Annotated in this window: 16 protein-coding genes and 3 pseudogenes; 10 read left to right on the top strand and 9 right to left on the bottom strand. The window is 36.9% G+C overall.

Features of this window, described 5'->3' with window-relative positions; genetic code table 11:
• The first annotated feature begins 128 nt into the window (after window positions 1-128).
• Window positions 129-1700 (top strand): recombinase family protein, encoded by a 1572-nt coding sequence (locus tag CLO1100_RS06930; RefSeq protein ID WP_014313048.1) that lies wholly within the window; start codon window positions 129-131, stop codon window positions 1698-1700.
• Between the two features lie 114 nt (window positions 1701-1814).
• Here CLO1100_RS06930 and CLO1100_RS06925 read toward each other — a convergent pair whose 3' ends face one another.
• Window positions 1815-4046: a beta-L-arabinofuranosidase domain-containing protein gene (locus CLO1100_RS06925; protein ID WP_014313047.1), complete on the bottom strand. Its 2232-nt coding sequence runs from the start codon at window positions 4044-4046 to the stop codon at window positions 1815-1817.
• A 121-nt stretch (window positions 4047-4167) separates the two neighbouring features.
• Here CLO1100_RS06925 and CLO1100_RS06920 point away from each other — a divergent pair, with 121 nt between their 5' ends.
• Window positions 4168-5022: an AraC family transcriptional regulator gene (locus CLO1100_RS06920; protein ID WP_014313046.1), complete on the top strand. Its 855-nt coding sequence runs from the start codon at window positions 4168-4170 to the stop codon at window positions 5020-5022.
• Window positions 5023-5129: 107 nt separating this feature from the next.
• On the opposite strand, the pseudogene CLO1100_RS21000 reads toward CLO1100_RS06920, so the two are convergent.
• The 3 genes and pseudogenes from CLO1100_RS21000 to CLO1100_RS06910 form a co-directional block, all read right to left on the bottom strand.
• A pseudogene (locus CLO1100_RS21000) lies at window positions 5130-5255 on the bottom strand (flagellar biosynthesis protein FliA); the annotation flags it as partial.
• Entirely contained in the window at window positions 5245-6903 is a 1659-nt protein-coding gene (locus tag CLO1100_RS06915; RefSeq protein ID WP_014313045.1) for a recombinase family protein, read from the bottom strand. The gene CLO1100_RS06915 and the pseudogene CLO1100_RS21000, both read right to left, overlap by 11 nt.
• A gap of 8 nt (window positions 6904-6911) precedes the next feature.
• Window positions 6912-7100 carry a hypothetical protein gene (locus CLO1100_RS06910; protein ID WP_014313044.1) on the bottom strand — a complete coding sequence of 63 codons (189 nt, stop codon included), beginning with the start codon at window positions 7098-7100 and terminating at the stop codon, window positions 6912-6914.
• A 203-nt stretch (window positions 7101-7303) separates the two neighbouring features.
• On the opposite strand from CLO1100_RS06910, the gene cooS reads away from it, so the two are divergent.
• Genes cooS through CLO1100_RS06890 form a run of 4 tightly spaced genes read left to right on the top strand, consistent with a single transcriptional unit; the run spans window position 7304 to window position 11823 of the window.
• Window positions 7304-9295, top strand: coding sequence for an anaerobic carbon-monoxide dehydrogenase catalytic subunit (cooS, locus tag CLO1100_RS06905; RefSeq protein WP_014313043.1), 1992 nt, complete (start codon window positions 7304-7306; stop codon window positions 9293-9295).
• Between the two features lie 22 nt (window positions 9296-9317).
• A complete protein-coding gene (locus CLO1100_RS06900) occupies window positions 9318-10280 on the top strand; it encodes an ABC transporter substrate-binding protein (protein WP_014313042.1) in 963 nt (320 codons plus the stop codon).
• Window positions 10281-10295: 15 nt separating this feature from the next.
• On the top strand, window positions 10296-11063 hold the full coding sequence (locus CLO1100_RS06895) for an ABC transporter permease (RefSeq protein WP_014313041.1): 768 nt from the start codon (window positions 10296-10298) through the stop codon (window positions 11061-11063).
• Window positions 11053-11823, top strand: a complete 771-nt coding sequence (locus tag CLO1100_RS06890) for an ABC transporter ATP-binding protein (RefSeq protein ID WP_014313040.1) — start codon at window positions 11053-11055, stop codon at window positions 11821-11823. Before CLO1100_RS06895 ends, CLO1100_RS06890 begins: the two co-directional genes overlap by 11 nt.
• Here the strand turns inward: CLO1100_RS06890 and CLO1100_RS06885 are convergent.
• Complete coding sequence (locus CLO1100_RS06885) at window positions 11783-12199, bottom strand: sigma-70 family RNA polymerase sigma factor (protein WP_014313039.1); 417 nt, start codon at window positions 12197-12199, stop codon at window positions 11783-11785. The genes CLO1100_RS06890 and CLO1100_RS06885 overlap by 41 nt on opposite strands.
• A gap of 112 nt (window positions 12200-12311) precedes the next feature.
• Window positions 12312-13250, bottom strand: a complete 939-nt coding sequence (locus tag CLO1100_RS06880; protein WP_014313038.1) for a DUF4825 domain-containing protein — start codon at window positions 13248-13250, stop codon at window positions 12312-12314.
• A 189-nt stretch (window positions 13251-13439) separates the two neighbouring features.
• Between CLO1100_RS06880 and CLO1100_RS06875 the strand changes: the two genes are divergently transcribed.
• The 3 genes and pseudogenes from CLO1100_RS06875 to CLO1100_RS06860 form a co-directional block, all read left to right on the top strand.
• Window positions 13440-13652, top strand: a complete 213-nt coding sequence (locus tag CLO1100_RS06875; protein WP_014313037.1) for a spore coat associated protein CotJA — start codon at window positions 13440-13442, stop codon at window positions 13650-13652.
• Window positions 13642-14109 carry a spore coat protein CotJB gene (locus CLO1100_RS20200; RefSeq protein ID WP_014313036.1) on the top strand — a complete coding sequence of 156 codons (468 nt, stop codon included), beginning with the start codon at window positions 13642-13644 and terminating at the stop codon, window positions 14107-14109. The genes CLO1100_RS06875 and CLO1100_RS20200 overlap by 11 nt, the downstream gene beginning before the upstream one ends.
• Before the next feature lie 5 nt (window positions 14110-14114).
• Window positions 14115-14213, top strand: a pseudogene (locus CLO1100_RS06860) (manganese catalase family protein); the annotation flags it as partial.
• A 1-nt stretch (window position 14214) separates the two neighbouring features.
• Here CLO1100_RS06860 and CLO1100_RS06855 read toward each other — a convergent pair.
• From CLO1100_RS06855 to CLO1100_RS06850, 3 genes are all read right to left on the bottom strand, one after another.
• Complete coding sequence (locus tag CLO1100_RS06855; RefSeq protein WP_014313034.1) at window positions 14215-15843, bottom strand: recombinase family protein; 1629 nt, start codon at window positions 15841-15843, stop codon at window positions 14215-14217.
• Complete coding sequence (locus tag CLO1100_RS21230) at window positions 15809-15937, bottom strand: hypothetical protein (RefSeq protein WP_278244401.1); 129 nt, start codon at window positions 15935-15937, stop codon at window positions 15809-15811. Before CLO1100_RS21230 ends, CLO1100_RS06855 begins: the two co-directional genes overlap by 35 nt.
• A gap of 115 nt (window positions 15938-16052) precedes the next feature.
• Complete coding sequence (locus CLO1100_RS06850) at window positions 16053-18638, bottom strand: glycoside hydrolase family 44 protein (RefSeq protein ID WP_014313033.1); 2586 nt, start codon at window positions 18636-18638, stop codon at window positions 16053-16055.
• Between the two features lie 239 nt (window positions 18639-18877).
• Here CLO1100_RS06850 and CLO1100_RS20460 point away from each other — a divergent pair.
• Window positions 18878-18970 (top strand): annotated as a pseudogene (locus CLO1100_RS20460) (manganese catalase family protein); the annotation flags it as partial.
• Window positions 18971-18979 lie beyond the last annotated feature (9 nt).

Genomic DNA, 18979 nt, shown 5'->3' with positions numbered 1-18979 from the left:
CATTATTCAATGATTATTTCAGCCGTCGTTATAAGTCTATATATTGTTTTAACTGTATAAACTGGAAGTAAGGATATTTAAACTGATCAAATAAAATCAGGGTACTTAAAGGAAGGGAATGTGCTTAAATGATAGTTGATATCTACCTGAGGAAATCAAGATCTGATGAAGAACTGGAAAAAACATTAGGAAATGGTGAAACCCTTGCCAGACACCGTAAAGCCCTATTAAGATATGCAAAAGAAAATGGGTTTACAATTTTAAATATTCATGAAGAGCTTGTATCCGGAGAAGAATTATTCTTCAGGCCTGCGATGCTTGCTACATTAAAAGATGTAGAATCCGGTGCCTGTGACGGTGTTCTTGTAATGGATATTCAAAGACTCGGACGTGGTGACATGGAAGAGCAGGGACTTATTTTAAAGGCCTTTAAAAAATCTAACACTAAAATAATTACACCTAAAAAAATATATGACCTAAATGATGAATTTGATGAGGAATATAGTGAATTTGAAGCCTTTATGAGTCGTAAAGAATACAAAATGATTAACAGGCGAATGCAGCGTGGTAGAATTAATTCGGTTGAAGAAGGAAATTATATTGCAACAAGACCACCATATGGATATGATATTTTAAGAATCGATAAAAATACCAGAACATTAACACCAAATGCAGAACAAGCAGAGGTTGTTAAAATGATATTTAACTGGTACATAAATGAAAACATGGGCTGCAGTAAAATTGCAAATGAGCTTAACCAACTAGGTATAAAATCATATACAGGTGTCAAGTGGGAAAAATCCACCATAACTAATTTTATTAAAAATCCAATTTACATTGGGAAAGTTGTCTGGAAGAAAAAATGCATACGCAAGTCAAAAGAATACGGAAAAAAGAGAGACACATATACCAGACCTGTTGACGAATGGATTGTATGCAATGGAAAACATGAAGCAATAATAGAAGAATCCATATATCAAAAGGCCCAGGAAATTCTGGCTCAGAAATATCATGTACCATATCAGCTTCAAAACGGCATTACAAATCCCCTTGCCGGTATTGTTATTTGCGGCATTTGCGGCTGCAAAATGATTCAACGTCCTGTAATCAACAAAGACTCTAGAATTATGTGTCCAAAAAACTGCGGACAGAAAAGCAACAAGTTTATAACTGTAGAAGCCTTATTGATTGATAAACTTGAAAACTATTATTCTAATATGCTGCTTAGTGCAAAAAAAACACCTCATAAGAGAGATGCAACAAAATCCTTATTGATTGAAAAAAATATAATTTCGTTGGAAAATGAATTAAAAAAACTGGAACAACAAAAAGTAAAAACATTTGATTTACTGGAACAAGGTGTATATGAAATAGACACCTTTACGGAAAGAACAAACTATATCTTAGGAAAAATCAATCAAATTAATAGTTCTATTTTAGAATCAAAAAAACATTTAAAAGAAATTGATCTGGCATTTACAACTAATCAGGATTATATCATAAACCTGAGAAGCGTTTTGGATGCTTATAAAAAAATAGATTCTCCTTCAGATAAAAATCTACTTATAAAATTAGTACTGGATAAGGTTGTATATAACAAATCACATGATGCAAAAGCTGATGATTTTAAAATTGCATTGCACCCTAAAATACAATGCCCGACGTTTCATGCCATAGCACAAAAACTTGAGGCACCATAGTCAGAATTTCTTTAATGATAATAAATATATAAGGGGCTGTTGCAACAGAAAGTTTTCTGTTTTGAACAGCTCCTTATATCATAGCAATTCCTTAATATCAAACAACACCCTTGCTTACACTTCTTTTATTGTACGGATAATATCAACTACCCTTGCAGTTGCTTCGTGTGCTGAAGCCATGAACTTAACTGTAACAAAATCATTTTCCCCAATCAATTCCTTCGAAATAGGGTATACTTTAGAAACTGTTTTATTCCAAGGTGTTTCTCCTATAACTTCCCGTAAAAGCAGGGTATCATTAATCAATATATCAAAACTTTCTCTGCAGTCTGCCGGCATATAATTGATTTGCAGAAAAGAATTATCATCATTTCTTACTTTTAAATTGTAGCTAAACCAGCCATTCTCTTTTGCAAATCTATAATGGAATCCATCCCTATCGCCTGACTCGGTATATTGACCCTTAATATCATGGGACAGTTCATATTGGTCATTGCCAATCTGTATATTGTCAATCTCTGCCTCTTTGATTCGTTCAACTTGTTTCTTTTGTTCAATGTACTTGTTCAGATCATCTGAGCCATCCTGAACAAGAACCCAGTATATTCCGTATCTCTGGCTATGCTGTCTGTAATGAGGAGTAAATACTAGCCTTTCATCTTCATCGGTACCTTTTAACCTGAATTCCAACTTGCCCTCAGCTTTTTCCAGATTTAATGCGATATCCTTTTTCCATGTATCTATGCTTTGATTTATAATAACTAAATAGTCTTTTATTTCCACGTGCTTGCTTGGTATTCTTACCATGATACCGGTAGTTGACTTTTCCATTTTATCTGTTCCAAGGCCTGCACTTAATACTACAGGACCGTAAGTAAATGCAACTGCATTTGGATTATCGGGTAAAGATACCAATTCGGGTTCAATTTTAAAATTGATTTCAACAGTATCATTATCTTTCCAAGTACGATTGATAAGTGCATAACCTCTTTCTTCTGTGAATAAGCTAGGATTTTTATTTACATTAATATTTACATCCTTTGCCCAAGTAGGAATACGCAAACATAATGTGAACTCTGTTTCAGTTTCTGCTTCGATTATAAAACTTGCTCTGTCAGTACCGGGTATGTCAGAATTTTGAGTAATCCTTACACACTTTTCCTCCCAATTTAACAGCGTGGAATAATACATATTAACGTATAACCTATCTTCTTCATGAAAATATATGCTGTTATTCAATTTAGTGAAATTTTCCATACCCGTCCCTGTACAGCACCAAAAATGCTCGAAAGGTTTACTATAAACCTTAAAATAACCTGTTGCCATAGGTTGAAAGTACATTGTCATTCCGGTATCCGGGTTTTGTGAGGATAATATTGCATTGATAAAAGTATTTTCGTAAAAATCGGCATATTTTTTATCCCCGGTAATTTTAAACAGTACTCTTGTCATTTTAAGCATATTGTATGTATTACAGGTTTCACAATTGGTTGAAGTACGCTCTGCATCCAGGATATTGGGTTCGCCGAAATGTTCCCATTCACTGTTGCCGCCGGTAACATAGCTATGGTTATTTGTTACAATACTCCAGAATTCTTTGCATGTATCCAGGTAAAACTGCTCCTCTTCTCCAATAGCCAGAAAACGGTTCAAAGCACCTAGGAATTTTGGTATTGTAGTATTTGCATGTCTGTTATTAAGTATATCTTTTCCGTCATGAATTTCCTTGAAAAGCTCTATTTCATCAAACATATGTGCAGCAGCACTGTGTTTTTCATTGCCGGTTATCTTATAAAGCTCATACAAACAATCGTTCATACCGCCGTATTCTACAGCCAAAACGTTTGCATGTATTTCAGGTGTCCATTTGTCAGTTCTGCTAAATACCCAGTCTCCAAGCCCGGAAACAATATTTAATGCTGTTTCTATTTTAGTGAGTTTATAAACAGATATTAATCCTGTAATTATTTTATGCATTGTATACCACGGCACCCACACAGGTTTCCTGTTTTCAACCCTGTCAAAAAACTCCTCTGGAAATGCAGAAAGGTAACCGCTTTCGAATTGGCACAAAGAGAGCTCCTTCAGCAAATATTGCAGCCGTTCATAAATTTTGCTATCATTAGTAGCAGAATAAGCTTGTGCCAAAGCCGTCAGATAGTGGCCCATGGTGTGACCTCTGATCTCGGTATCCTCCCATCCATGGTAGTTTTTCGCTTTAGGTGCAAGGCCTTTTGTTTTATAAAAACAGGATAATAATTTGTCGCAGTCAAAGGATTCCAGATACTCTATTTCCTTTTTGAATGCATTTACCAAATAGGGATCAATAAGCTTCACCTGTGACATAGAAAATGATTTAATCGTAGTAAACGCCCCTTTAATAATTTAATTGTACTTTAATTTCAGTGTACCAATTAATATATATAAATTAAATGGATTTTTTGCAGAATAGGTGGTAAAAAGTCATATGACATGCTATGAATTTTCACTTGAGACCCCATTAAAATACGATTTAACAGGCAAGTTTCAAGCTCCATCTTATGAATGGATGCACTTTACAAGGTACATGCAGAATTTTGAACTTATTGTTGTTACAGAAGGTATGGCTTATTTACAGTTGGACAATCAGTTCTTTGATATAGGCAAGGGTGAATTTCTGCTCTTTCCGCCGTCTTCCAGGCAATCAGGCTATAAAAACAGCAGCTGTGCTTTTTATTGGCTGCACTTTTCATATGAAAATCCATACCGTAAAATATCTTTCGATCAAATTCCGAGGGATATGCCGGATGAAAAAATATATATTCCCCAATATGGCAAAACAACAAACCTTGAGAAGATTATAGTTATTATGAAGCACCTTCAGGACAGTGTCAGAAGCTACCACAACAAGCTTCAGAACAATTATCTGAGTACAGCCGTTCTATGTGAATTGTTTTGCCAATTCTTGGAAAACAATACTCCTCAAAATTCGGACATGAAGAAAAAGCAGCTGTTTAATGATATACAAGATTATATAAAATGGCATCGAAATACTGATATAAGGGTATCAGAAATAGCAGCACATTTTGGATATAACAGGAGATACCTATCTGAATTTTTCAAAAATATTTCAGGCTTCTCCCTTAAGCAGTATATAATTCAGGAAAAAATCGACCTTGCCAAATATTTGCTGTGCGAGACAAACGATAATATAAGTGGCATAGCTTACAGTGTAGGGTTTAATGACAACCATAGTTTCATGAAGGTATTCAAGAAGGCAGTAGGACTTACACCGACACAATACCGGAATGCATACTCAAAAAGGTTATTGTTTTATAAATAGCTGTTTCAACATGAATAAAAAAGATAATTATTTAAGCAGATTAGCCATATCTGATATACTACTAAGAGCGTATAATCATTTATTTTATTGACGCAGGGGTGCGGACATCAAGGTATATAACATGAATATGTTATTTCATTACCCTCTTTATCGACACCAATAGGGTCTTGCAAAGAAACCTCATTCTGAATTTTCTTAGATGCCCTGATTTGCATTAGAATCTCATTTGCAATCCTTACACTCAGGCAACATTTTTCTGCTGTTAAGCCAAACCTTTACCTGTGTGCAGTCCCATGCAATAAATTCAATTAAACTTTTTAAAATCTCTCTCTTTTGCTTTATATCCATTAGATTCATAATGCAGTAACCGGGGTTTGACAGTATTTGTATGATTTTTTCTTCGTCGGCTTCTTCAATGTCCTTTTTTTCAGGAAGACCATCCAACTGTTTGATTCTGTTTGTGTATATGTTGATGTCTTTTGATATATTCTCCATACGCTTTAATATTAATGATTGTACCTTTTCATCTGCTTGTTTGGATGCAAGTCTTATAAGGTTCTTCATTTCTGTCTCTGCTGCCATGAGTTTGCCTTTAATTAGCTTTATTTCAGGATTTTGAGCAGTCTGTGTGCTATCATGCAGGGTCAACAGTAAGCCGGGGTTGACTGCCGGATAATAATCTTTTATGAGGCTGATTAACCTTTCAAGTATTAAGGAGTCCAATAGATTACCGTTTATATTTGGAGTATCACAACGTGTTTTATTACTTTTTTCCTTTAACTCGCAAATATAGTAATAAACCCTTTTCCCTTCCGAATCCACCCTTGACATTGTTTTAGGCCTCATAAAGCTGCCGCAGTTTTCACATTTTAGTATCCCTGACAGCAGAGCATTGGTATTTTTAACATTCCTATAGGCTTTTGTTTTATTTCTTTGCAACAATTTCTGAACTTCTATCCATTTACCTGACGGTATGATTCCCGGATGCATTCCTACCGCTATTACCCAATCCTTTGGATCCCTGTACTTTTCCCCTAATGTGTTCTTGCCCTGCCTTGTTTTGTTGTAGGCCATAAGGCCATTAACACCATTGAATTCCTTTATATCCGAATATACCTCATACCCTTTCCCAGATAGATAGTGGTATAAAGCCTCGTCAGCAATTGCATATACAGGATTTGTAAGTAAAAATCGAAGGGAAAACCTTGAAAAATCCACCCCGTTTTTGGTTGTAAGTCTGTTTTCAAGAAGGTTTTTTTCTACCTTGGTTATTGATTTGAAAATAATAAATTTATCGTAAATATCTTTTACAAGCTCGGCTTCCTCAGGTAAAATTTTAAGCCTGAAAATTCTGGTCTGTTTCAAGGACGAATCCTTTTTATCCAACATTTCAGATTTATAGCCTGTGGGGGTAACACCTCCAAGCCACCTTCCGGTTTTTGCAAGCTGCAGCATGTTATCTCTGATTCTTTCTGCAATGGTCTCTCTTTCCAACTGGGAAAATACAGATGCTATATACATCATGGCCCTCCCCATTGGCTTTGTTGTATCAAACTGTTCCTTAACAGAAATAAAGCTTACGTTATATTTTTCAAGTTCATTTATTAACTGAGAAAAATCAGATACGTTTCTGCTTATACGATCAAGCCTGTAGCAAATTACTATATCAATTTTTTTACTCCGTGCTTCCCGCATCATTTGCTTGAACTCCGGCCTGTTTGTATTCCCTCCTGAAAACCCCTCGTCTTCAAAAATTAAAAATTCGTTTTCCGATAGTCCAATATTGTTTATGGCATACTCTTTGCACATTTGAATCTGATTTTCTATACTCTCTCCTCTCCCGGTAAACCTGCTTTTTCTTGAATAGATAGCAGCCCTCATAAATAAAATCACCTGATTTCTTTTATTATTTTTCTGAATATACAAGACATTTGTTTATCAGGAATTCCCAAATTAATCAGATGTTTTATTATAAATTCACCATATGCTCTTCCTATTTCATTTTTAAGATACATTTCTTGTTCATTAGTCTCAGGAGTAAAAATAATAATTTCATATTCTTTTTTGTGCTTCCCCATCTTTGAACTCCCTGATTTACTCGCTGTTTAACTATATGACAGTACTACTCGTACAAATGTGTTCACAAAATTCTTTTTAATTACATAGTATTTATATATGAATTATATAAAATTATATTGACTTTTTATTATTTGCTTATTATAATCATTTCATACTATTTTTACCGGAATTCTATGAATTATTTAAGGGGAGAGCGATACTAATGGATTTTAGATATCATCACGCAAAATTTGATCATTCAGAAAATCATCACCATAATGATTCCGGCTGTAATGATTATGCAACTGCCGTAGCTGAATATAGAAAAAGTTTTGCTTCTAAGAAGGACGTTCTTGAACAAACACCCGACCCTGCCGTTAAAGCTATGCTTTTACATATGGAAGAAAAAGGGTGCGAGACTGTTTTTGACAGATTTGATGCTCAGAAGCCCCAGTGCAGCTTTGGTCTTGCAGGAGTTTGCTGCAGAATATGCAACATGGGGCCGTGTAAAATTACCCAAAAAAGTCCAAAAGGGGTTTGTGGTGCTGATGCCGACGTAATTGTAGCCAGAAATATTCTAAGGAGCGTCGCTGCCGGTGCCGCAGAACATGGTGCAAGAGGACGCGAAAGTATGCTGGCTTTGAAGTACGCCTCTGAGGGTTTAATCAATATTCCTATTGAGGGAGATAGTAAAATATTAGCCACAGCCAAGGCTTTCGGTCTTGACACTGAAAATAAAAGCATTAAGGAACTTGCAGGGCTAATTGCTGATATTCTTTTGGAGGATTTGTCCAGAACTATTCCCGGCCCCCACCATACTCTTAATGCGTTTGCTTCGAAAGAACGAATTAAAGTATGGAGTGATCTTGATATTCTTCCTATCAGTCCTTACCACGAAGTTTTTGAAAGTCTTAATAGAACAGGTACGGGAAACGACAGTGATTGGAATAATATTATGAAGCAAATGCTGCGTACTGGTGTAGCCTTTGCATGGTCCTGTGTTCTTGGGTCATCTATTGCTATGGACAGTCTGTTCGGACTGCCTGTAAGAAGTACTTCAAAGGTTAATATAGGTGCTTTGGAAAAAGGTTATGTTAACATAGGAATTCATGGCCACTCTCCGGTTTTGGTAAGCGAAATCGTGAAGCTTGGTAATTCAGATGAATTTCAGGAATTGGCAAGGCAAAACGGAGCTTTAGGAATAAAGTTTTATGGTATTTGTTGTTCCGGACTTTCCGCAATGTACAGATATGGCGGAGTTATACCCCTTTCTAATGCTATAGGAGCTGAACTTGTTCTGGGAACAGGTGCTTTGGATTTATGGGTAGCTGATGTTCAGGATGTTTTTCCTTCCATTATGGAGGTTGCAAGCTGTTTTAAAACAACTGTGGTTACCACAAATGATTCTGCCAGACTGCCCGGTGCCGAGCATTACGGATTTGACCACCATCATTCCAATTTGGATCAGACTGCTGAGCTTGCAACGAAGATTCTAAACAGGGCTATTGAGAGCTTTACACAGAGAAGAGAAGTTCCGGTTTATATTCCGCCTTATGAGATTGAAGCTGAAGTAGGTTTTTCTGTTGAATATATTAACAAGCATTTCGGAAGCGTCAGGCCTATTGCAGAAGCACTGAAAAGCGGAGAAATTCTTGGAATTGTTAACCTGGTTGGCTGCAACAACCCACGTATTGTTTATGAAAAAGCCATTGTTGAGCTTACAGACATTCTTTTAGAGAATAATGTTCTGGTTCTGACCAACGGGTGTGCCTCTTTTCCGCTGATGAAGCTTGGATACTGCTCTACAGCTGCTTTGGAACGTACAGGCGATAACTTAAAAGGTTTTTTGAAGGAGCTTCCCCCTGTATGGCACATGGGCGAATGTTTGGATAATGCAAGAGCATCCGCACTTTTTAAGGCTGTGGCTGAGGCTTCGGATATTCACATCAAAGATATGCCTTATGCTTTTGCCAGTCCGGAATGGTCTAACGAAAAAGGAATCTGTGCGGCCCTTAGTTTCAGATTGCTGGGTATTGATTCTTACCACTGTGTATATGCACCGACTCAAGGCTCAGATAATGTTACAGAATTTATGAATAATGGAACCAAGGATATTCTGGGTTCAAAAATGATTGTTAATGTTAATCACACTGAATTGGCAAAGGAGATTGTCAATAACCTCAAGGAGCAGAGAAAAGCTCTGGGATGGGATTAAAATGATTTTATGGAGGATAACTATGAATTTAAAAAAGTTTATCGCAGCGGCTTTGGTTTTTGGACTAATTTTAGGTACTGCCGCCTGTGGAAAATCTGCAGATGTAAAAGAATCAAGTTCTTCAGACGCAAAAACCGTAAAAATTGCTTACCTTCCGTTAACACATGCTCTGCCTGTGTTTGTGGAGAATGAATTGCAGGATAAGTCAGGTCAAAAATATAAAATTGAACTGGTCAAGTACGGATCATGGCCGGAATTGATGGATGCCTTAAACACAGGCCATGTCGACGGTGCTTCAGTGCTTATAGAGCTTGCCATGAAAGCAAAGGAACAGGGTATCGGAGTTAAGGCGGTAGCACTTGGACATAAGGATGGTAATGTTGTTGTTGTATCCAATAAAATTAATAATGTGTCCGATTTAAAAGGAAAGAAATTTGCAATTCCCCACAGGCAGTCCTCTCATAACATCCTTTTAGGACAAATGCTCAAAAATGCGGGACTTTCCTACAAGGATGTAAACATAGTTGAACTTCCTCCCCCTGAGATGCCAGCAGCTCTTGCGCAAGGTCAAATAGCCGGATATAGTGTTGCCGAGCCATTTGGTGCAAAGTCAGTGGCTTTAAGCACAGGAAAAGTACTATTTGAATCCAATGAACTATGGAAGGATTCCATATGCTGCTCTCTTGTTTTGTCCGACAAATTTATTAGCAGCAACAAGGATGCGGCAAAAGAGGTTGTTTCCGGTTATAGAGAAGCAGGCGAATACGTTGGTTCTCACAAAGATGAGGCAAATGCTATTGCAAAGAAATATCTTAATCTTGACGACAAAGTTCTGGATTTATCAATGAAATGGATTTCTTACAATGACCTTGAGATTACCAGAGAAGCATATGACAGTCTTACTTCTAAAATCAAGGAATTCGGGATATCTTCAAATCCTCCGGCTTATGATGATTTTGTAGATTCGAGCCTTTCAGGAAAATAGAATGGAGAATAATTCATGAAGAAACTGATTCATATTATAGCATCATTCGCATTATTATTGATTTTTTGGCAGGTAGTCGTGTGGTTTGGACACTGGAATCAAGCTCTACTTCCCTCTCCCCTAGACGTGGGAAAGGGATTTTGGGAGCTTATTCTAGACGGAACCCTCTTTACGGGGGTTAAAGCCAGTATGTACAGATTTTTTGTAGGGTATCTTCTGGCTGCCCTTACAGGAATTACATTGGGTCTTGTTCTGGGTTGGTTTAGAAATGCATGGAGCTTTGTAAATCCTGTAGTACAATTGGTAAGGCCTATTTCACCAATAGCATGGTTTCCTTTTATTGTACTTCTTTTTGGAATAGGAGACCTTCCCGCCATTGTTATAATTTTCATTGCAGCATTCTTTCCTATACTTTTAACTACCATAAACGCTGTAGGAAAGGTTGACCAAATCTATATTAAGGTTGCAAAGAATTTTGGTATCAGACAACCTCATCTATTAACAAAAATAATTCTACCTTCCGCTTTTCCTGTCATTGCTTCAGGGCTACATATAGCTTTGGGTACAGCGTGGGTGTTTCTGGTGGCGGGCGAAATGGTTGGAGCTCAGACAGGATTAGGCTTTATGATTATTGATGCAAGAAACAATCTAAGAGCAGATTTATTACTAGCAGGAATATTATCTATCGGTCTTATAGGACTTATTCTGGACAGTTTGATTGGTCTCGCAGAGAAACAACTCTTGAAAAGATGGGGAGTTATTGGAGGTAACAATGTTCATTGATATTAAGGATGTTTCAAAGGAATATTTGCAAAATAATTCAACCTTCAAAGCCTTGGACCACGTTTCCTTGCAAATTGAAAAAGGTGAGTTTTTATGCCTGCTTGGCCCAAGCGGCTGCGGTAAGACTACACTTCTGAATTCCGTTGCAGGCTTTGAAAAGGTTAGTAGCGGCAGTATACAAATAGACGGTAAACAGGTCTTGGAGCCTTGCATCAGCAATGTAACCATTTTTCAGAACTATGGTCTTCTGCCTTGGAGGACAGTGCAAAAAAATGTTGAGTTGGGTTTGGAAAGTAAAAAACTCTCAAAAAAAGAAAGACACGATATAGCCAGTAAATACATTGATTTAGTGGGACTTTCAAAATTCAGCAAAAGCCATCCCTCACAGCTGTCAGGCGGTATGCAGCAGCGTGTTGCGATAGCCCGTGCTTTGGCTGTTGATCCTGAAATTATTTTTATGGATGAGCCTTTCGGTGCCTTGGATGCATTAACAAGGCTTAAAATGCAGGATGAAATCTCAAATATCTGGGAACAACAGAAAAAGACTATTATTTTTGTTACTCATGATATTGAAGAAGCTGTTTTTCTTGCGGACAGGATTGTTATTATGACACCTAATCCCGGTAAAATTAAATCAATTATAAGTGTTCCATTGGCAAGAAAACGTGATCGAACAAGTCATGATTTTTTGAAAATCCGTGACCGGGTATTCTCTGAATTTAATATGAAAAACCCTGATAAAACAGAATATTATATTTAACATATATAAAATGTTTCCGTAGTGTGAGAATTGCATTTTCTATGCACCTGGCAGCATAGGTTGCAAGACGGGTTCCCTTATCCATGTTGAATGTAGATATTGCCTTAATCAAGCCTATTGTACCTATTGAGATAAGGTCATCACTGTCGCTGCCGCACGAACCGTATTTTTTTACAATGTGTGCAACAAGTCTCAAGTTTCTTTCGATTAGAATATTTCTTGCTTCCTCACTACCATTTTTGTATGCCTCAACATAGTATTGTTCCTCCTCCGGCTTTAAAGGCTGGGGGAAGGAATTCACATTTGATACGTAGCCAATCATTACAAAGAAATTGCTTAATACATCAAAGATTGTAGAAAATAGTATATCTATCAAGCAAGGCACCCCCTATGATAATGAAGTAATTAATACCTCAAAAATAGTGTACCTTTCCATTCTATGATTAAATTAAAAAATAATGCGTGTCCAATTATAAATTTTTTATTTTTTACTTTACATCTGTTACTACATTGGTATTTTCTTCTATAGTATATATTAAACCTTCCTTGTTAATACAAAACTTTTGTTCCGCAATCTTTATCCCCTGGTTTAGTGCTTCAACTTTAATAATAATTTTATCAGCTTTTAAACTTGTGTCATCTCCGGTCAAAGGACTCCAATAAATATATGTATTCGCCGGAACTGACAGTGTCTTTCCCCGATTTTCGGAGCTAATGTTTCTCATTAGTGTGCCCTCTGTCGCTGTATATCTTATATTATCTGCTTTCCCCTCATAGGTAGACATAATTTTCAAGCCAAATACACTGGACATGGCTGGAGAATATTTTTTCATTGAATGTACAATAATATTGTCATTATTTAATGTAATTGCAAAGCTGCCGAACTTATTTTTATCCTTTGAATATTCTTTCAAATCTTCATTATAATCTTTTTGTACTTCTGCCCTGGTAAATATGTACTCTTTTGACCCATTATTTTGGTGACAGATAAAGGTAAGGTTGTCCAAATTACCTATCAGAGAAAACATCAATGCGGCATTTCTTTTAAAAGCAAGTTTTAAACGTTCTTCATTTTCTATTTTCGACTTTTGATAATCCTCTTCTGCTAAATTCTCAAAATCATAGTTAACTGTTACTCCATAAGGTGTTTTTTCAGTTTGAAGAGATACTTGTCCTCTGTAGTTTGCAAACTGTAAGTTATCAATAATATGTAAAACCTTGCTGTTGTTTCCTACGTAGGGAGTTTTGTTTTCAAATAAGTAATCTGCATTGTAAACTTGTCCACTTGCATTTATCTTTGTACTCATATTAGAATCAATAGTGCCGGGAGTATTCCCCTTGGTAGCAAATACTAAAATAATGACTAAAGCAAAAATACATATAATAGAAACAAGTAATGTCACAACTTTTTTTGCAGACTTTTTCAAAACATATTCCCCCTCATAAAGAACTGATATTTTATATTAAATATTACACTTGTAAGATATTTCCTGTCAAGAGCTACTTAATTGCCATCCATAAATTCAATTTATTCAATTTTATGTAACTTAAACGATTGTGTCTTCATATTCTAAAGATAGAGGAAGTTATTCGTTTTATTTGAAAGGAGAAGAATAATGGATGACTTAGTAAATGAATACGATTATCAGGAAAGAGACAAAAGTGTTATAAAACCCTTTAATCCTTCTAAAATAGCTCTTGCTATGGCTTTTGTTCCTGCACAGCTTTGGGAAAGACCATTTGATGTAAATGAAGGACTAGACAGAGGTACTCTTTTCCCGTCACTTGACAAGCCTTTCTTGGGAGGGGGAAACAGGTATGAATACTAACACTGGTATGGGCGGCATGGACAACATGGGCGGCATGGGCAACATGGGCGGCATGGGCAACATGGGCGGCATGGGCAATATGGGCGACATGGGCAATATGGGTGGCATGGGCAATATGGGAAGTATGGACGATTGCGACAATATGGGCGGCATGGGTAGCATGGGCAATACGGGTATGACCAGCGGTATGAAGCCTATGAATGAACGTGAAGCGCTGCTTTGGAAGGTCCAGGCTTACGAATTTGCCTGTATCGAAGTAGGCTTGTTTCTCAATACAAATCCCAACGATAAGACAGCGTTGGCATATTTTAAACAGTATCGTGAAATGAAAAACCAGTTGGAGTCTGAATTTACAAAAAGGTTTGGTCCTCTAACCGCTACTCACATGGATAACGATTTATCGACATGGAGATGGATTGAGAATCCATGGCCGTGGGAAATAGGACGGGAGGTGTAATATACATGTGGATTTATGAAAAGAAATTGGAATACCCTGTAAAAATTACCAGACCAAATGCAGCTCTTGCAAAAGTTATAATAACACAACTTGGCGGCCCGGATTTCACGTTTTTATAAATTCTTTTGTATCATTGAAAGTATAATCAAACTCTAGAAAATAATTATCATTAATATATATTTTGTTTATTAATTTTCTAATTATCTCATACTGAAATTCCGGTTCCGCATTATGTAAATTATGTATGATTTCTTTTACCTTGTTTATTAACACCAAGGAACTTGCTTCAACAGGTGTGGAGTTTATTTTTCCAAGTCTGCTCTCCAGTGTAAGCTTCTGGCGGCGAAGCTCATCCAACCGTGTTTTGTATTCTTCTATGGTAATTACTTCTTCTTCGTATGCAGCCTGCTCTCTTCTCATTGCATTTGCAATTGCTTGAAGCTTGTCTTGAAGCCGCTGATGTTCCATTTTTTCTCTTGTAAACCCTGTGTCGTAAAGGTACTGTTTCTTAATAATTTTTTCATCCAATTTGTCGTAGGACAAAAGAATATCCTTTACCTTTTCAATTACCTTTTTTTCAATAATATCCATATGATAATTAGCCTTACTGTTCCCGCAGACCCCGGATGTCTTTCTGTCAAAGTAATAGTAATAGTAATCCTCCTGTGTTCTTTCAGACTTGCTTTTTGACTTTGCCTCTTTTTTAAGAAACCTTCCCCCGTATAATTTACTACCACAGGACCCGCAGTAAACAAGCCCTGATAAAAGGTACTTCTTCGTACAGCTCCATTCTTTTAGTTCTTTTTGCTTTTTATCTTGAATCAACTGCTGAATTCTATCAAATTTTTCTTTGGTAATAAGCGGCTGATGAGTATTTTCCCTTACTATCCATTGTTCACGGGGTCTTACCATTCTTTTCGCCTTACCAGTATCATCCCGTACTGTCAGAGTTATGTTGTACATGGTTATACCAAGGTATACAGGGTTTGTCAAAATCGCATATATGGAATTGGTACTCCAATTGGCGTTCCCCCTGTTTGTCCTTATTCCTTGTGAGTTGAGGTATTTACATATTTTCAGCCTTCCCCAACCTTCAAGAAATTTATCGACTATCATTCTATATATCTCTGCTGTTAAAGGATTTATAACAAGATGCTGTCCGTCAGGAGACAGCTTGTACCCAAAAGCGGGTTTTGGTACATTGGTTTTTCCTTCTCGTGCTTTTAACATCTGTGTTATTTTAACTCTAGACCCGGTTACTTTTCTCTCCTTTTGCGCAAGTCCTGCATGTATTATCAAAAGGAACTCATCATCGTCAGTCCTGCTGTCATAACCTTCTTTTATTGAAATAAAAAAAGCACCTTGATTTGCAAGGCTCCTTTTAAGTTCAATTATGTCAAGTATGTCACGTGAGGTTCTGGATATTTCTTTTGAAACAATTCCTTTTATTTTTCCTGAGGAAATATCGTTTTTCATCCTTACCATTTCCTGTCTTAGGTAACTGTACGCACCGGTTTTCATGTCTATATAAAAATTAACTATTTTATAACCGTTAACGCTTGCCCATTCCGCTATATATTTTTTTTGATTTTCAATTGAAGTTATTTGACTGTCCTTTTTAGTAGATATTCGTATGTATCCTCCTACTTCCAAGCCGACTTCTCCTATGGAATTTCTTATATCATTATACTGTTCAAATTTATTTGCCATAACCAGAGGAGGAATATACTCCATTTTCTTTTTCACCCCTTGAATTTATTGTTTTTTCTTCCAAGGCTTTTTTTATCAGAATTTCTATAACTTCATCAAGTATTTCCTTTTTGGTCATAAACTCACCCCATATTTATAATATGGGGTGTAAAACGTTTTGGTGAATAAGGATATTTATACAAAAAAGCTCTGAAGCGATTTTAGCCGCTTCAGAGCTTTTGACTATGCCTATATTACCAGTCTATTGAATCTACATACAATGTAAAGTTGCCTTCTGCTGATGTTTCAACCTGTATACCGTACTGGCACTGGGTTAAGTTAACATCGGAAGTGAGAGGAAGTGTTACTGTGAATTCGTTCCAATCACCTTTCTTTATCATGTCGTAGCCCTTCCATGAAGAATTCCATTCTGTTGCTGTCCAATCAGGGTTATGTGGCATAACATATGGCTGAATGGATTTTATTGGAGCTCCTTCAGGAACCCAAACTCTGAATGTCATTGATTGGCCCGGTTTTAAAACAGGTACGCTGCTATTTATTTCAGCATCTACTTTACCGTCTTTTGAACCTACAGCCTCCCATTTAAGGGACTTGTTTCCCTGGAAAGCCTTATCAGAGGTAACTGATAATTTTGTTGTTGTACTGTCATTTGTTGTAAAGCCGTTTAATTCTCCGTCTTCAAAGTTGACGTCTGCATTATCACCAGTAGCTGAAGTTATGGTAACTGTGTCTGTTACTGAATTTGACAGACCTTTTTCGTCAATAGCTGTTAATTTTATTGTATATGTTCCCGGGGCTTTGTACTTATGAATAATATTTGAGCCGGAACCTTCTGTACCGTCACCGAAATCCCAAGAATAAATATGAACATTTCCGTCAGGGTCAGTTGAAGCTGTTGCATCAAAATTTATATTATCTCCGGTAAATGCTTCTTTTGGTGATACTGTAAAGGCAGCTACCGGCGGTTTGTTCTCTGTTATTGTTTTGTAAGGTAGACTTTGTATTTTTCCAAGTAGGTATTGTTTTAGTATTCCATAGTCAACTGCGTCAACAGCATTATCAAGGTTTAAATCACATGTTTTTTCATAATTAGAATCAGGGTTTAATAAAATTTTCTTAAATAATGCATAATCTATAGCATCTACAGTTCCATCTTTATTTACATCACCGTAAAGTGTAGCTGGAGTACTTGAGTCAAGCACTATGTGGCATACGGTTAATGCAGGTATTGTGTAAGTTAATTTGTTACCGCTTATAGCATCTATTGGAGCTTTTTCTGTTATGTTTGCACTGCTTCTGTCAAATGACCATACTCTTCCTGATGTATACTGCTTGTCGCCGTTTATACCAAAGTTAACTGTCATAGGACTATCATAATTTTTGTTTATCAGGATAACATGCAATTTTGAATCGTCTTTTGAGTCAACTGAAGCATATACAGAAGTATTTTCTACGTCGGAAGTTTCTGCTTTTACCTTTGTATCTCCATATTTCGAACCATTACCGTCATAGTTTGTATACATGTTTACACCTGCTGCTGTGTAACTTCCGCCACCCCATACTGTTGCAAGGTAAACACCGTATTTACCGAATACACCCAATACATCAGCTTCGGCTATACCACCGGTTATATGGTTGTCTGCACCATATGAATACTCTGTGAAGGCAAGCTTTGTTCCCGGATTGTATTTGTCTATGGACGCTTTTACTTTTGGTATTAAAGGAAGTCCGAAGCTGCAATACTGTGCTATCCAGCTGTCTTCTTTATATGTAGGATCCCATAATGTTCTGGCTGCCTGTAGACGTGCTTTGTTACATAGTATATTTGTTGGGTCTTCTCCAAAACATATTCTTTGTCCTCCACCCTTTGCCTCAGGATACCAGTGCAGGTCGAGAGCATCTATTAAACGGGTTCCTGCTTCAGTAGAAGCCTTTTTCATGCTGTCCAGATAATAATCAAGGAACCATGTGTAATCGCCCTTTAATTCCGGCCAATCTGTTGCAGACTGGAATTCATTATATTCAGCAAATCCATATGCTACGAGACCAAAGGTTTCTGCACTTGGATCTACGCCTTTTACAGTTTTTGCAAGGTTGATATTCTTATCAACCAACTCTGCACAGGTTGGCTTTTCAGGATGAATTCTTGGGTGTGTACTTGGCCATAGAGCTGGCTCATTGTCAATAGCGTAGCCTTTTATTCCTGTTGCTGTAGAGGCACTTCCATATTTATTTACAAGGAAGTTTACCAACTCATCCATATACACGTAGTTGTCAGTTGTATCCGGAGTAAGTGATAAAGGTGTATCTTTTTTGAATTTTACCTCTTTCCATCTGGCTGAAGGTGCTACTTCATCTTCTGCTACAGTTCCATTTGCATCCGCAGTAACATATCCTGCTGCCTGCAAGGTTACCAATGAATACGGTTCGCCGGCTGCAAGGTTTTTATCCTGAAAATCAGTTATTACTACGCCCGGTTCACTCCATTTTTCTTTGGGGATGTTGTTGCTTGTCAGCATATAAGTGTCACTGGACTGCTGCCAGTCACTACCTGCATTGGAGAAGTTGTTTTCCCAATTGTAACCGGTTATTCTGTTTCCGCCGAATCTTTTTACAGTTAATTTAGCATTATTAAACTCCCAGTTTCCTCCATAAATATATGGGCTGATTGCAGCTCTCTCAGCAGTTGTGTCTATACTTACGTTGATTGCTTCGCTGGCAGCTACGGAAGAGATGCTTGCAGGAATCATAGTTGTAAAAAGCAATGCGGATCCAACAACTAATGCCCCAACCTTTCTCATTTTTGTTACTTTCGCCATTTAACTCAAGTCTCCTTTTATGTTTTTTACTCATTCGCTGACATTCCGGTAAATGGTTAGTATTCTTATCCTCCTTTCTTTTGTGAATTTTCACCCTATGTTGCAAATGATAATTTAATTCTTGTTTTTAACATATCTTTAATATGTTGTAACTTGAATTATATCATAAATAAAAGTAATATATTGTTAAAATTTCTGCTTATTAGAAGTACTGTGATAAATGGGCGATTTATAAAAACTTGAAATCCGGCGGGCCTGATGGAGAACTTGCTGCATCCCTACGTTACCTTAATCAGAGATATACAATGCCATATGAGCAAGCGAAAGAGATATAGTATAAA

Origin of the sequence: Clostridium sp. BNL1100, assembly GCF_000244875.1 — a bacterium.
Lineage (GTDB): Bacteria > Bacillota > Clostridia > Acetivibrionales > DSM-1351 > Ruminiclostridium.
Note: the sequence above shows the minus strand (reverse complement) of the source record. Positions and strands in the feature narration are given on the sequence as shown.